Origin of the sequence: Chryseobacterium sp. IHB B 17019, from assembly GCF_001456155.1 — a bacterium.
In the GTDB taxonomy this organism is placed as follows: Bacteria; Bacteroidota; Bacteroidia; order Flavobacteriales; family Weeksellaceae; genus Chryseobacterium.
This window is the reverse complement of record NZ_CP013293.1, coordinates 278,464-294,194: the sequence shown is the minus strand read 5'-3', so window position 1 is coordinate 294,194 and position 15,731 is coordinate 278,464. Positions and strand designations below refer to the sequence as shown.

The following is a 15,731-nucleotide window of genomic DNA, read 5'->3' as shown; positions in this document are numbered from 1 at the left end:
TTTTGCAAAAGTTAAACATATCCTATTATACAATAATTACAGATCATGCATCTTAATTCTTGGCAGTCCAATCTCGTGTTCCTGAGGATATGGAAGCCTATGGGTCATACTCACATCTTCCTTTATGCGCTGATGTGCTTCGTATTGTTTGTCACTATCATAAGCATATCTGGGATCTGGGATAAATGGCATTTTTTCCATTTTAACAATGGTAACCGTAGGAAAATGAAAATCTACTTCCACAGTACCGAGCAAGAGATAACAACCACCACCTTTGAATGGATATTTTTCGAGGCAATCGGCAAAATGCGCAGTGTCAAAGTAATTGCCTTCGGCATCGATCCATGTTCCAAAGAACATGGTCCCCCTATTGGTAGGAACGTGCTTTCTTGAAATCAGGTAAGCGAGCATCTTTACCTGTTTTTTGTGATATTTTACAAGGTCATTGGCCATTACCGAGCCCCGGTATTTTGTGACCAAAAGATCAAAAGGGCTGCATGATACCGGAAAATCCAACAGTTCGATTTCATCAAATGCATCCTCAAAAACCTCTCTTTTAAGCTCCGGAAATCGGTATTCTTTTATGGGCTCTTCAAACAATGTCTCCATTTTTCTCTCTGGCTTGAAATCATTGAGCAACATTCTGGCTTCAAGCAGAAGTTCATTTTTTTGCTTTCCCGTAAAGCGGAAAGCACCGATAAATATAAGAATCTGCATGGCGGCTATACCTATGGGAATCCGTTTGATAAAATCACCCAGTGATCTGAAATTACCATTTCGATGGCGATCTGCTGTAATCAATAAAGCAGTTTTCGTTTCCAGAGACTGTAAATGCATAAAGCCTAGATATACATCGTTTCCGTACAGTGTCGTTTCCCAATCACTTTTATTTACACATGGGTTCATTATATTGGCACCGGACATTTTTGCTTCGTGAACATACACTTCAGTTCGGTAAAACCCGCCACCGTTATTGATCGCCGCAACCATAAATTCAACAGGGTAATAAACTTTCAGGTAAAGGCTCTGATAACTTTCCACTGCATAAGATGCAGAGTGTGCTTTACAAAATGAGTATCCTGCAAAGGATTCGATCTGACGGTACACTTCGCTACTAAGTTTTTCAGGATGCCCTAACTTTCTACAGGATTCAAAAAAGTGATCTTTTACTTTTTGTAATGCTGCAAGCGACCTGCCCTTTCCGCTCATGGCACGGCGAAGAACATCACCATCCGCAGCAGGAAGGCCTCCATAGTACAATGCGATCTTGATCACATCCTCTTGATAGACCATAATGCCATATGTATCGCCCAGTTGCTCCTGGAAAACCGGATGGAAGTACTCAAACTTATCGGGATAGTTGTGACGGAAAATATATTCTTTCATCATTCCACTCTGCGCTACACCAGGCCGGATAATGGATGACGCTGCAACCAACACCTTGTAATTATCGCATTTCAGCCGCCGCAGCAAACCGCGCATAGCAGGGCTTTCAATGTAAAAACAACCAAGGGTTTTCCCTTGACTCAGAAACTCATTGCACTTTTCTTCGTCTTTGGAAAGTTGGTTGTCTCTGATATTTACATCAATTCCCTTGTTCTTTTTTATCAATTTTACAGCGTCATTAATCGTACCGATACCCCTCTGGGATAGAATATCGAATTTCTCCAAACCAATATCTTCGGCAACGTGCATATCAAACTGAACGATGGGAAATCCCTTAGGCGGCATTTCTAGCGCGGAGTAATTCGTAATGGGCTCTTCGGAGATCAGTATTCCACAGGCATGCATACTCCTTTGGTTGGGGAATTTCTCAAGCATTTTCCCATATTTATGAACTTGCTTTACAACTGAATTATGGTCATGGCTTTCCATTGGTTGTGTAGCCAACGCATCCAGTTCATCCTTTGTCAGGCCAAATACTTTTCCGACTTCCCTAAAAATAGACCTGTACTTGAATTCCACATTCGTTCCGCAGAATGCCACATGGTTTTTCCCGTATTTTTTAAAAATATATTCCAGGATCGTATCCCGCTCCTGCCAGCTCCAATCGATATCAAAGTCAGGTGGAGTTTTCCTGTTGAGGTTCAAGAACCGCTCGAAATAAAGATCCAATTCTATCGGGCAGATATTGGTGATGCCGAGACAATAACTGATGATGCTGTTAGCACCACTCCCCCTTCCTATATGCATGAATCCCATCGAATTGCTGTACTGGATAATGTCCCAGGTGATGAGAAAATAACCGCTGAAATTTAGTTCATCAATAACCTTCAGTTCTTTTTCCACCCTCTTTTTAGCTACCTCATCATTTAACCCGTACCTTTCTGCCAATCCTTCATACGCCAGTTTGGTAATGAGCGTGAGATCATCCTTCTTGCTTCCTGTATAGTACTTTTTGTTTCTTGGGGTAAAAAATTTAAACTCAAAACTACACTGGTCAAGAACAGCCTTTGTGTTCTCTATAATCTGGGGATATTGTTGATACTTTTGAATTAGATCATTGAGCGGTTTTAAAACCTCATCTTCTTTGCAGTGCTGATGGGCTTGGAGTTTGGAGCCTAAAATATTTAAATCAATTGCCCGTAAAACACGGTGGAGATGGTATTCTCTTTTTGTTTTAAAAGTTACGGGTTGTAAAACCACCATTCTGGGGATTAGACCTTTCCATTCCGCTCGGAACAAAAGATTAAGTTGATCAGAACGAACTCCAATGTACTCGTCCTCAGAAAATGTTTCGGGAATATTTTCGATAGGATAAATGGCGATTACGTTTTTAAAAGCAGGATTGGTTTTGGGTAAGGGGATATTATCACAGTTTCTATCCGTAACTAGCCTGTTGATTTCTGCGATACCTGTGGCGTTTTTTGCCAAAGCAATATATAAAAGTTCATTGTCCTGCCTGATCTCCATTCCGACAATAGGCTTTATTTTCGCTTCTTTACATAGTTTATAAAACTCATAGATTGCTGTTACCGTATTAATATCCGTCAGGCACAGCGTCTCCAAGCCCAGTTCTGATGCAGACTGAACTAATGCTTCTACAGAAATTGTTCCGTAGCGCAGGCTGTGGTAGGTATGGCAGTTTAGGTACATTTTTACTATTTTTTTGTATTGTTATAAAAAATTAAATCCGGAAGCACGTCCAACAGCATTTTTTCCAAAGCGTTTCTTGATATAATCCATTGACTGGTAGAGGTTCATCATTTCCTGTGTATCTTCAAAAATATTCATCTGGTATTCCCCGTGCACCAACCCTGTAAGTTTTAAACCGACCAGACGAATGCGCATCCTTCGGGTATAAACTTTATTGAAAAGTTCCAAAGCATACTTGCAGATGGTATGGTCAGATGAGGTATAACTTACACGGCATTGTTTGGTCTCGGTATCGAAATTCGAGTAACGGATTTTTATAACAATGGTAGAAGTCAGCCATTTTTCCTCCCTGAGCTGATTGGCAAGCTGTTCAGCCATTCCTGTTATCATGGATTTAATTGCTGTGATATCTATTGAGTCCTTGGTAAAAGTACGCTCTGATGAAATTGATTTTCTTTCCGAATATTGTATTACCGGCGTCTCGTCAATTCCATTGGCTTTTTTCCAGAGTTCCAATCCGTTCTTTCCCATTATTTTTTGCAATACCTCGGCGGGCATTTCAGAGAGTGTATGGATTGTTCTGATTCCAATCCGCGAAAGAAGCTTGTAGGTTTCCCCACCGACCATCGGGATTTTCCGTACAGATAATGGGTTTAGAAAAGGCCTCACCATTGTATCCTTTATCTCCATATGTCCGATAGGCTTTGCTTCGCCAGTACCGATTTTGGAAACCGTCTTGTTATTGGAAAGTGCAAAACTGATGGGCAGTCCGGTATTCTTCATTACATTTGATGCCAGTTGCTGCGTCCATTGATAACATCCAAAAAATTTATCCATGCCGGATAAATCCAGGTAAAATTCATCAATACTGGCCTTCTCCATTAACGGAACTTTTTCTTCAATGATTTCTGTTACTTCGTGGGAGAGTTTAGAATATAAATCCATATCGCCTTTGATCACTTTAGCCTCTGGGCATAGCTTAAGTGCCATTTTGATAGGCATGGCCGACCGTACTCCGAAGCGGCGGCTTTCATAAGAACATGATGCAACAACACCACGATCACCACCACCTATAATGATGGGCAGACCGTTTAACCGCGAATCATTCCTGCGTTCACACGATACAAAAAAGGTATCCAAATCCATATGTACAATCGCTCTTTCCATCTCTTGAATAAATTACCCAACAAAATTGCTAATATATTTAGCAAAATGATTTAACTTTGTTGGGAAGAATTTTGACAATGTTATATTTTGCAGGAAACATCAGATATCTGAGAGACAAACTTGAGATCTCGCAAAGAGTGCTTGCAGAAGGTCTGGAAATAGACCGAAGCCGCCTTGCGAAATACGAGGATGGGCCTACACAGGCACCTTATGAGTTGTTGGTTAAGATTTCACGTTATTTTAATGTGAGCATTGATCTTTTACTGACCGTCGACCTAAGGAAATATTCATTGGATGATATTGTTAATCTTTCAGATAACAGGATTGTTCTTCCCATAAAAGTCGGCAAAACCGGAGAGAATAAAATTGAAATAGTTCCCTATAAAGCGCAGATGGGTTATGTCACTGGCTTTAGTGATCCAGATTACATTGAAGGCTTACAGCATATTTCGTTACCTTTCCTAAGAAACGGAAAATACCGGGGCTTTCCGGCTGAAGGTGATTCGATGCCGCCTTTTAAAGACGGAACCTATATCATCGGAAAATATACCGAGAAAATTATTGAAATGAAAGTAGGTAAAAGTTACCTACTAGTAACCCGTAGCGGCTTTGTGTATAAACGACTGGCACGCATAGGCGAAAATTCTATTTGGGTGGAATCGGACAACAAGGTTTTTCAACCATATGAAATTTCCTCCTATGAGCTGCTTGAAGTGTGGGAATATGAATACAGTCTGCTAAAGGAATATGATGTACTGGATTTTACAGATGGAAATGTAAAAGAAACGATCTTTTCTCTCAAAGAGAATATTATCAAGCTTGAAAAACATCTGATCCGGTAACCATGATCTAACATCCGCGAATAAGTATTTATTCCACATTTAATGAAAATATAAATTTGTAACAATAAAAACAGACATGTGAAACTGCCCGGCAAATTTTTCAACGCCGAAGAAAATGCTTATAAAAAGTTTTTTCACCAACACAACCATCAGGTCTCTTCTTACATTTCCAGAAAGATTAAGAAAAGAGAAGACGTGAAGGATGTGGTTCAAGATGTCTTTATCCACCTATGGGAATACCGCCAGTCTTTATACTCAGGAAAGGCAGAAAGCATTATCTATAAAACCGTTAATCAGAAAATTTTCGAATTTTACAAGTTACGAGCAAGACAACATTTTTTTGAAGACAACAATATTGATTTTGCAGATACCTCATATGATGATCTGAACTCAAAAAAACAGAAAGAATTCAATCTCACTGAGCTTGAAGCGAGCATCGCACTCATCATTCCCCCACTCCGCAGACAGATTTTTAGAATGAATAAATTAGAGGGAATGACCCAGGAACAGATTGCTATCCAATTGAGCATTCCAAAAAGCACAGTCAAAAATCATATTTTAAAAGCAATGGATTTTCTTAAAAACCGTCATCAAAACTCTTAAATTAAGTTAAAGTCCCTTAAAAAGAGTTAATTTTTATAGAATACATTGTCCTTTTTTTCCATTTCGCAGTAATACATAATATAGACCTGTATTATTATGGAAGAAAAAAACAATTTCCCATCCAGTACGCCAAATAAGGACAGACAACTCTGGGAAGATATTCTTAGTGGAAAAGAAACAGGTGATCATCCGCCACTGACTCCTGAAGAGAACGGTCAAATGTGGGAGAACATCATTACTGGGATAAGGAATAAGGAACGAAAAAGTAAACAGCGAAGATTAAGGATATATGGTACTATGGCTGCAACAGTCATATTAACTATTTTTGGCCTAATCACGTATAATACTCTTTTCAAGCCAGAGGTTTACCTTGCAGCATCAAATAATTCTGAAATAAAGTTAGCTGACGGTTCTGTGGTAATCCTTTCACAGGGAGGCAAACTGACCGTTGAAAAATCATTTCCTTCTGATACAAGAGAGGTATTCCTTGAAGGTGATGCCATATTCAAGGTAGCAAAATCTAAAGAACATCCTTTTATCGTTCATGGAAACAGCTATGAAACAAAGGTACTTGGGACTATATTTAAAGTCTCTCAATCTGGAAAAACTTTCAAGGTAGACCTGTTTGAGGGAAAAGTTCTGGTTTTTAAAACAGGTCATCCAACGCCTATACCATTAGCTCCCAAGCAGACATTTACCAATTATGGGATTCCAGAAGCCTCTTCTGTAATTTCAACGGAAAATGCAAAAACTACAAGGTTATCCAATAAATCTGCATCCTTAACATTTCAGGATTGTCCGCTAAAAGAAGCATTTCAGGTTATCGAAAAAACCTATGGGGTAACCATCCATTATCCCCGTCAGCTTGACAACATCAAAATTACAAGCTCATCGATTGACTCAAATGCAGCAGTTGCTACTCATATGCTGGCTTTTCAGCTTAACCTTAAATTTAAACAAATCAATGATTCCATTTTTGAACTGGAAGAATAGAATATGGTGCGTTATGACACCTGCTATGGTTCCGGATAAATAGAATAGTATATGTACAAAACGACCGACGGAGGGCACCCGTCGGTCAAGTACCAAACTAATAAATCTTCACTGACTATTAATTTAAAAATACTTATGCAAAATTATGAAAAATATTTGCACCGCCGCCCTATTGCTGTTATCGGGGATAACGCATTTTTATGGGCAGCAACAAAAAGAACTTTCAAAAATGAAAGTCAATTATTCCGCGGAAAACATTCCAGCCGCGAATGCGATTGAACGTTTTCTACTTGAAAACAAGATTAAACAGTTTTCTTTTTCCACAGACCACCTAAAAAATTATAGGATTAGAGCGGTCACATGCACCAACGAAAGTGTATTGGACTGTGCGAATAAGATATTAAAAGGCTTACCCTTTGAGGCTATTATCTACAACAATTCGGTAATCATCAGGCAGAAAATCTCAAAAACATCTGCTTTTTCAGATCAAGAGGAAATTGCACCTGCCGTAGCTACTCTTCAAAAAGTAAAGGACACTGCCGCTTTTATCAACAACGAAACCAAGATTGAGGAAATTACGCTCAATGCTGGCTACTATTCTGTAAAAGATAAAGAGCGAACCGGAAGTATTGCAAAAGTAACCGCTAAAGAAATCGAAAACCAACCCGTAACCAATGTGCTTTCAACCGTGCAGGGACGTATGGCGGGCGTAAGTATTACGCAAAATTCAGGTGTACCGGGTGGTGGTTTTGACATTCAGATCAGAGGTAGAAATAGTCTTAGAACTACCAGTAATAGTGGCATTGATGGTAGTCAACCGTTATATGTGATTGATGGCGTACCGATTGGAGGTGAAATGACTTCGACTTATTCTGGTGTGATCTTGCCTGGGGCGAGCATTAACCCTCTAAACAGCATCAACCCTAATGACATTGAAAGCTTCGAAATACTTAAAGATGCTGATGCAACAGCAATTTATGGATCTCGGGGTGCAAATGGGGTTATTCTGGTTACCACGAAAAAAGGGAAAGCAGGAAAATTGAGATTATCTTTTAATACGAGTTATGCCTTAAGTCAGGTAGTATCAAAAATGAAAATGCTTGACACCTCTCAATACCTGACAATGCGTAAGCAGGCTTTTGCAAATGATGGTATCACAGCCTACCCCGCCACTGCTTACGATATCAATGGTGTCTGGAATCAAGACCGTGATCCGGATTGGGTAAAAACACTGATCGGTAATACAGCCGCTACCTCCAACATGCAGGTTTCGCTAAATGGCGGAAGTGAGAACACTACGTTTTTATTGGCGTTTGGGCATAATGAACAGTCCACTGCATTCGGAAGCGATTTCAAATACAGCAGCAATAACTTTTCCAGCAATATCTCCCATCGCTCATTGGACAGGAAGTTTCAGTTAAATGTTTCCAATATGTTTTCCATCCAAAAAAACAATATTGTAAGATCAGATATCACAAGGCAGGCTTATTGGTTAGCACCGAATTCGCCTTCACTTTATACCGAAAATGGAAGCTTGAACTGGGAAAACAACACCTTTGCTAATCCTGTGGCTCCATTCAATAGTACCTATGCCAATCAAACCAAACAGTTTCTTACCAATATCAATTCAATGTATGAAATCTTTACTGGTCTTAAGATCAAATTTAACGGTGGAATCAACTATCAGACCCTTGATGAAATAGCCATACAGCCCAACACAATGTACAACCCATCGTTCGCTCTTGGGCAGTCTAGCGCCACCTCGAGGGCGTCAAAAAGCAATCAGGATAGGTTTTCGTTTATATTGGAACCACAGGCAAACTGGATTTACAAAAACGGAAATCATGAACTGGACGTTTTGATCGGCGGGACTTTTCAGCGGGACGTCAATCAGCAGGGCTCCATGACGGGGATAGGTTTTGAGAGTAATCAGTTCATCGAGAACATAGGTGCAGCTCAAACCAAAATCATATCAGATCAGGTCAACACTGAGTACAGATACGCAGCCGTTTTTGGCAGGATAAATTATCAGTACAAGAACCGCTACATTATGAACGTCACCGGAAGAAGAGATGGGAGCAGCCGCTTCGGACCGAATAAAAGGTTTGCCAACTTTGGCGCCATCGGTACAGCATGGCTGTTTTCAAATGAAGCTTTGCTCAAAAACAGCAAATGGCTGAGCTTTGGGAAGCTTCGTGGGAGTTTCGGTTCCGCGGGAAGTGACAATATCGGCGATTACCAATACCTTGATACCTTTACGGTTTCTTCATCAATATATAATGCAGTTACGGCCTTGTTACCTTCCCGTCTATATAATCCCGATTACAGTTGGGAGAAAACGGTGAAACTGGAAGCCGCGCTAGAACTCGGATTTTTTAAAAATAGATTGAATCTAACCACAGCATGGTACCTTAATCGATCCTCAAACCAGCTAGTGGGAATTCAGCTACCTGCGATCACAGGCTTTCCGTCGGTTCTGGCTAATCTGCCAGCTACTGTGGAGAATACAGGATTCGAATTGGAAATCACTGCCCGTCCTTTGAAATTGGATCAGATTCAATGGGAAACAGGTTTCAATATCAGTTTCCCCAAAAACAAGCTGGTTGCCTTCCCAGGATTGGAAGGCTCGACCTATGCCAATCAGTACATGATCGGAAAACCCACTTCAATTATAAAAGTTTATCAATTTGAAGGAATTAACCCACAAACTGGTCAATATCAGTTTACCGACTTTAATGGGGACGGAAAAATATCATCACCTGACGACAATAAAGTTGTTGAGAAGATTGGAGTCGATTTTTTCGGCGGCTGGAACAATACATTACGTTACAAAAACTGGGACATATCTTTTTTGTTTCAGTTCGTTAAACAGAGAAACCGAAACTACAATAATATTATGCCTGTGCCAGGCAGTATGAACAACCAGCCTATAGAGGTTTTAGATGTGTGGTCCACCGAAAACCCGTCAGGATTCTACGCGCCCTATAGATCAGCAACGAATGCATCGCACAATTTATTCCAGAATAGCACAGCGGCGATTTCAGATGCATCATTTATCCGTTTGAAGAACTTACAGGTTGGCTATAAAATCCCAATTATCAACGGAGTCTTTAAGGAGGCAAAAATCTATTTTCAGGGACAAAACGTTTTCACCGTTACAAAATACTTCGGTATAGATCCTGAATTTATCGCTATGGGTTACCTGCCCCCATTGAGAACATATGCTTTTGGCGCCCAGTTTAACTTTTAAAATCTAAAACAAATGAAATTATTTAAACTTATCAATATAATTTTACTATTGTCTTTTTCAGCATACTTATGCGTTTCATGCGAAAAATTAGTAGAAGTCGATGTACCTAACAACCAAATCACCACTGATCTCGTCTTTCAGGACGTACAGACTGCAAATGCAGTTTTGGCAGGCCTTTATGCCGGAGTAAGGGAAAACTCTTTATTCGCCGGCGATAAAATGGGACCACATCTGGGTGTCTATACCGACGATTTGGATTCTTATTCACCTACCGCCACCAATGGGATATATGAACTGTATCAAAATGAACAGACCGATATCAACGCGCTGATCTATAGCAATTGGGCAAGCACTTATCAGCAGGTATTTGTCGCCAATGCAATTATAGAGGGCGTTCAATCATCGACCTCATTGTCGACTTCAGACCGGAACCGCTTAAAAGGGGAAGCATTGTTTTTGCGTTCTTTAATGTTCTTTTACCTACAACGGCTCTTTGGCGATATCCCCTATCCCATTACAACAGGTTATCAGATCAACACAGTTTTATCAAAGACATCGGCTTTAGAGGTGTTGGAAAGACTCGATTCAGACCTTCAAGAATCAATAAGCCTGTTAAATGATACTTATGGAAATTCTGAAAGAATTTTTGCAAACAGTAAGACAGCGCAGTTACTTCTAGCAAAAGTTTATATGGCACAAAACCGATGGAGTGATGCAGAATCTTTGCTTGCAAATATTGTTCAAAGTCCTTTATATTCTTTTGAGAATGACCTCAGCAAAGTATTTATAAAATCAGGAAACCACATTCTTTGGCAGCTTAAACCTAAAAATCCGGGCGATGCAACCAAAGAAGCAGGTCTTTATTACTTTACGGGTGCGCCAACCAACAGCTATGCATTAACAGCAGATCTTGTTGCTGCGTTTTCCCCTATCGATCTGAGAAAACAAAAGTGGATGACCACGGTTACAAGTGGTACAAACACTTGGTACCGTGCCGATAAATATAAAAACAGGTCGGCTAATACAACGGAATATTCGATTGTCTTTAGGTTGGAGGAAGTATATTTGCTTTTGGCGGAAGTGCTGGCCAGACAGAATAAGATAAATTTAGCCCTTCCCTATATCAATGCCACACGACAAAGAGCGGGGCTGAGCGCTTTGGATAACGCTATTTCTCAAGGAGCGCTTTTAAATGAGATCCTATTAGAAAATAGAAGAGAGTTCTTTACTGAAATGGGGCACCGCTTTTTTGATCTTAAAAGGACGGGACAACTTCAAAGCTTGATTCCAGTTAAAATTAATTGGAAAAGTCATCACGAGTTGTGGCCACTCCCACAAAAGGAACTGCAACTCAATCCTAATTTAAATCCACAAAACTCAGGTTACTAATGGAACGGTTATTACTACTATTGATCTTGTTTTTATTAGGTTCTTATCAGTCTCTTGTAGCACAGAACAGGGATTACAGTTTGGAACATGAAATGGATCGCCAGTATAGGCTCAAAATTTTAGGGTTGTCTGAGAGCGGAAAATGGGCAATGGTTGCAAAATATTATGACCGGAACCGCGATACCACAATGATAGTCAGATCATCAACCGTTAACAAGAATTATCTTACTATTATTGGGACACACCAAGTCAAATCGTTTGTAAAGGACGAAGCTGTTCTATCCTTTGGCAATCAAAAGGTAGAATATACGAATCTGAAAACACTCGAAAAAACCATTTATACAGATGTTAAGCATATCAATGTCCTGTCAGGCGCAGGACAATACGCTATCCTTGATTTCTCGGAAACGCTGCATGTTTTCAATGCTAAGGGAGAGAAACTCTATGCATTAACTGGCATCAAAAATCTGCCGATCACAGATCAACATGATCAAAGTTTTGTTTATAGGGAAAATATTGACGGCTGTGAACTTATCGATATTTCCGGTACAATGCCCAAAAACATATACAAAACACCAAATGCGATAAAGCGCATTGAGATCAGTAGTTCGGAAAATTCACTGAAAGTTTTCGAGACGGAAAAAGGTTCATCGGCTGAAACTTTAGCGTTCATTAACATTAAAAATGGCGCAATCTTTAAACCTGCGCTACCACTCCTGATGAAAGATACCTATCTGGAATCTACTGAGATCAGTAATGGTCCAGCATGGTTAATCAGTGCAAACAACAAAATATTAAATAATGAAATTGTTGATATCTGGTATGGAAACGATGGCAACCTGATCAACAAAGACAGAGGATTTCATGTGGTAAGCAAATATTGGCATTATGATACAAGCACAGGAAAATTATCTGCTTTGCCGTCTGAATATAGTTCAGTAATACCTACCGCAAACAAGCGCTTTTTGTTGATGTACAACAATGGAGAACTTCAGAATTATGTTTCTGCGGTACAGGATATCAGCATGAATTTCTATGATTTACAATCAAAAAAAACAATAAAACTAGATACCATAAAAACTGCCACACTCATTATGCCCCGGTTTGGGAACAATATCTTATACCGTTCAATGGACGATGAGTGGATTTTGACTGATCTTGAAAAAATGGTAAAAACAGAAATCAGGGAAAAATTTCTGCGCGATCCTGCTTTTAGCGCTGATGGTAAGGACATTTATTTTGAAAGTGAAAAAGGACTATTTGCTTATAATATAGCCACAAAGGTTCTTTACAATACAGGTATCGGAGTAAACCAAATTGTACGGATAGTTAACAAATCAAGAAGCAATCTAGCAGGCGGAAATTTAAATATTAGTATAGTGCAGCTTCCCGATGGAGTACCAATACTTATTGAGATAAAAAATGAGGCTTGGAATAGCATCAGTTATGTTTCTCTTTCTACAAAAAAACAGAAGGTACTGATACCTGGAACCCATGACAAAATCAGGGAGCTGTATTATGACAGACGGATTGAGAAAATTTGGTATTCTTCTGAAAATTATAACAGTCCCACTGCAGTATATAGTTTTGACACTAAGAAAGCTACAGGTAAACAGATACTCTCACCCAATAAAAATGATATGTTGGTAAAGAATTTAAAACTGGAAATTATCAACTACCAAAATATTGAAGGAAAATCATTAAAGGGATTGTTATATTATCCTGAGGGATTCGATAATTCTAAGATATACCCTATGATTGTTAGAATCTATCAGATTCAAAGTAACACGTCGAATGAATATCAGGTGGTAGGCTATGACAACCCGATTGCCTTTGATCTTAGGGCACTGATACAAAAAGGCTATTTTGTTTATCTTCCCGATATTGTTTTTGAAAGAATGGGCACTGGACTTTCTGCACTGGACTGTGTGAACAGTGCATTGAACGCGCTTTCCGAGAAACCATATATTAACTTTTCCAAAATCGGGTTGACAGGACATTCTCATGGCGGTTATGAAACAAATTTTATTGCTACCCATTCAGACCGTTTTACAGCATATATCTCTGGAGCCGGAAACAGTGATATAGTAAGATCTTATTTTTCTTACAACCGGAACTTCCACAGCCCATTTTACTGGCAATATGAAAACGGCCAATACAAAATGCCCTATTCTTTTTCAGACGATAATGAGTTGTACTTTAAAAACAATCCGATCCACTATGTGCATCAGGTCAATGCCCCCATTTTGCTATGGGCAGGACAAAAAGATGAAAACATCAAATGGGATCAATCTCTTGAATTTTATATAGGGCTAAAAAGAAATAGAAAAAATGTCATTGCCCTATTCTACCCAAACCAGGGTCATGCACTTGGACTTGGCTCACCCGAACGTGTAGATTTATATAAGAAAGTTTTTGATTGGTGGGACTATTTTTTAAAAGGAATAGAAGTTCCGTGGATCAACCACCAAATGAAAAAGGATGCCTTGTAGCATCCTTTTTTTGGGGTTTTAATTCACTTTGAACAATTCTTCACCACACATGGTTGAAGAGATTGGTTCATCATGAAGCGGCGTAACACCATCAGCGGTCCATGTACACGTTTCGCTACCCAAAGTGCTACATTGCTGCTCAGCACTAATACAACGCCCGGTTACGGCATTGATACGATAAGCATCTACTAAAGCATTTTTACTTGTTGTTGCTTTCGTTGCAAAAGCTGCGCCTGCACCTATTAATATAACAGCTACAGGAAAGATTAATTTTTTCATAATAGAAAAATTTAAGATTAGTTTTGCCTACTCTATCAGGTTTTCGGCTTCCCCTGGTTTAGTATTTATTGTGTCTTTCTGAACATATATCTGATCATCTCATTACCGATCAAGACAAACAAATATTTGTCCGTAGCCATCATATAGGACATTGCGTTATTCTTTTTAGTATTATATATATAGAAGCTTCCCACATATTCATGCTTATCAATGCGGTAGATATCTACAACCGAAGCTTTCTTCCAGGTTTTTGACGACTCATGTTTTCCAACCAGATTTGACTGATTGAATAACAGGTTCCCACTAGCTGTCTGATTTTTATTGACGATATATGAAGGTGCTGCCATTTTGTTCTTCCCATCAGCAAGTTGCCTTACACGAACCAGAGCTTTGGTTGTTGTGTCGATGGTTCGAAGCCGTTGTTTTATATTAAGATCAAAGTCCATCACAATGGACTGATTTCTGTACGCGTAAGTATATATGAGAGTGTTCGAGATACTGCTCTTAACCAATTTCCCGTCTACATCAAAAACACCATCAATCTGCTTTTCAAGAATAGTCGGATGCAACTTTACCTTGGGGTTCTGTTTCAAATCAAAACTAGCCAGCGTATATTCTCTATTGTTGCTGTTTTGGGTTCTTAGTGCAAACTTTGTTGAGTCGATTACAATTAACTGATTAAAATAAGCATCCCTGTAACTAATTGTTTTTGCAAGCGTATCCCCCAGCAATCCTCTGTAAATTACGGGAACACTACCGTCATATAAAAAATAATAAGGTGCCATGATCTGAAGCTGTAGATTTCGAAATTTGTGATGAGATTCATCAATATCAATTTTCACACTGGTGCTGGATTTGAGAGCAGTATCTACAACTGTTAAAATCAAGGGTGCGGTAACATTGCCCAGATAGATTCTGCCGTTGTCTGATCCCGCGAAATAATATGAATTAAGTTTCAGGTCTAAAGTTTTGTCTTTTATAACAGGGTGTAATAAGAAGCGCCTTGTAAAATTATTTTCCTTTTTGATGACATGTTCTGACGATACAAACAAGCCGATGATAACGCCAGCAGAAACAAAACTCATAGTAGACATAGCTATAACAGCCTTGTATTGTTTCCATTCATTTTGTTGGTTTATAATATAAATGCTGGCTAATGCAAAAAAAACACATATAATATTAAAAATAAGATGCTCTGTCCAGCCCATTTTTTCCAGAATCCCCCCACAAGAACAAGGCACAAAATCACTGTAACTAAGGATCAGATAAATGTAAACTGTAAAACTTACCATCAGGCCTAATGATAAATACAGCCCCACCAGCCTGGTACTTTTTATACCTAGCAGTACAGCGATGGTAAGTTCAGAAATGAGTACAGCATAAGAAATAAATCCGGCGTAGGCACTTAGTAAAGGAGATTGCGCCAGCTGAACCTGAAAATTTTCAAAATCCAACATTTTGCTTATGCTCGCGTAGACAAAGAGCAATGCAAAAAAATAAGCCGTCATAATAGGCATGATCTTAAGAAGTTTTCCCATCGCTCGTTTTGTTGTTTTCTGTAGGTAAAACTCTTTAAAAAGCAGCTAATTAGGAATACGATAGAGTCTAAAAAGAATGCGA

General features: G+C 39.2%; 10 protein-coding genes. 6 read left to right on the top strand and 4 right to left on the bottom strand.

The window, feature by feature from the left end; all coding sequences use genetic code 11:
• Nucleotides 1-36: 36 nt before the first annotated feature.
• Entirely contained in the window at nt 37-3,096 is a 3,060-nt protein-coding gene (locus ATE47_RS01340) for a DNA polymerase III subunit alpha (protein ID WP_062160266.1), read from the bottom strand.
• Nucleotides 3,097-3,117: 21 nt separating this feature from the next.
• On the bottom strand, nt 3,118-4,263 hold the full coding sequence (gene dinB, locus ATE47_RS01335; protein ID WP_062160265.1) for a DNA polymerase IV: 1,146 nt from the start codon (nt 4,261-4,263) through the stop codon (nt 3,118-3,120).
• 77 nt (nt 4,264-4,340) lie between these two features.
• Between dinB and ATE47_RS01330 the strand changes: the two genes are divergently transcribed.
• From ATE47_RS01330 to ATE47_RS01305, 6 genes are all read left to right on the top strand, one after another.
• On the top strand, nt 4,341-5,105 hold the full coding sequence (locus ATE47_RS01330; RefSeq protein ID WP_062160264.1) for an XRE family transcriptional regulator: 765 nt from the start codon (nt 4,341-4,343) through the stop codon (nt 5,103-5,105).
• Between the two features lie 78 nt (nt 5,106-5,183).
• Entirely contained in the window at nt 5,184-5,708 is a 525-nt protein-coding gene (locus ATE47_RS01325; protein ID WP_062160263.1) for a sigma-70 family RNA polymerase sigma factor, read from the top strand.
• A 96-nt stretch (nt 5,709-5,804) separates the two neighbouring features.
• Nucleotides 5,805-6,701 carry a FecR family protein gene (locus ATE47_RS01320; protein WP_062160262.1) on the top strand — a complete coding sequence of 299 codons (897 nt, stop codon included), beginning with the start codon at nt 5,805-5,807 and terminating at the stop codon, nt 6,699-6,701.
• Nucleotides 6,702-6,846: 145 nt separating this feature from the next.
• Nucleotides 6,847-9,951, top strand: coding sequence for a SusC/RagA family TonB-linked outer membrane protein (locus ATE47_RS01315; RefSeq protein WP_062160261.1), 3,105 nt, complete (start codon nt 6,847-6,849; stop codon nt 9,949-9,951).
• Between the two features lie 12 nt (nt 9,952-9,963).
• Nucleotides 9,964-11,340, top strand: a complete 1,377-nt coding sequence (locus ATE47_RS01310) for a RagB/SusD family nutrient uptake outer membrane protein (protein WP_062160260.1) — start codon at nt 9,964-9,966, stop codon at nt 11,338-11,340.
• Nucleotides 11,340-13,832, top strand: a complete 2,493-nt coding sequence (locus ATE47_RS01305; protein ID WP_062160259.1) for an alpha/beta hydrolase family protein — start codon at nt 11,340-11,342, stop codon at nt 13,830-13,832. The genes ATE47_RS01310 and ATE47_RS01305 overlap by 1 nt, the downstream gene beginning before the upstream one ends.
• An 18-nt stretch (nt 13,833-13,850) precedes the next feature.
• On the opposite strand, the gene ATE47_RS01300 is transcribed toward ATE47_RS01305, so the two are convergent.
• Together ATE47_RS01300 and ATE47_RS01295 are read right to left on the bottom strand one after the other, a co-directional pair.
• Entirely contained in the window at nt 13,851-14,111 is a 261-nt protein-coding gene (locus ATE47_RS01300; protein ID WP_062160258.1) for a DUF6520 family protein, read from the bottom strand.
• A gap of 65 nt (nt 14,112-14,176) precedes the next feature.
• Nucleotides 14,177-15,649, bottom strand: coding sequence for a MauE/DoxX family redox-associated membrane protein (locus ATE47_RS01295; RefSeq protein WP_062160257.1), 1,473 nt, complete (start codon nt 15,647-15,649; stop codon nt 14,177-14,179).
• Nucleotides 15,650-15,731: the final 82 nt, after the last annotated feature.

Excerpts from the sequence above, each read along its gene's own strand:
- ATE47_RS01315 (WP_062160261.1), top strand. The coding sequence starts at position 6,847 with ATGAAAAATATTTGCACCGCCGCCCTATTGCTGTTATCGGGGATAACG.
- ATE47_RS01295 (WP_062160257.1), bottom strand. The coding sequence starts at position 15,649 with ATGGGAAAACTTCTTAAGATCATGCCTATTATGACGGCTTATTTTTTT.
- ATE47_RS01310 (WP_062160260.1), top strand. The coding sequence starts at position 9,964 with ATGAAATTATTTAAACTTATCAATATAATTTTACTATTGTCTTTTTCA.
- ATE47_RS01320 (WP_062160262.1), top strand. The coding sequence starts at position 5,805 with ATGGAAGAAAAAAACAATTTCCCATCCAGTACGCCAAATAAGGACAGA.
- dinB (WP_062160265.1), bottom strand. The coding sequence starts at position 4,263 with ATGGAAAGAGCGATTGTACATATGGATTTGGATACCTTTTTTGTATCG.
- ATE47_RS01330 (WP_062160264.1), top strand. The coding sequence starts at position 4,341 with ATGTTATATTTTGCAGGAAACATCAGATATCTGAGAGACAAACTTGAG.
- ATE47_RS01300 (WP_062160258.1), bottom strand. The coding sequence starts at position 14,111 with ATGAAAAAATTAATCTTTCCTGTAGCTGTTATATTAATAGGTGCAGGC.
- ATE47_RS01340 (WP_062160266.1), bottom strand. The coding sequence starts at position 3,096 with ATGTACCTAAACTGCCATACCTACCACAGCCTGCGCTACGGAACAATT.
- ATE47_RS01305 (WP_062160259.1), top strand. The coding sequence starts at position 11,340 with ATGGAACGGTTATTACTACTATTGATCTTGTTTTTATTAGGTTCTTAT.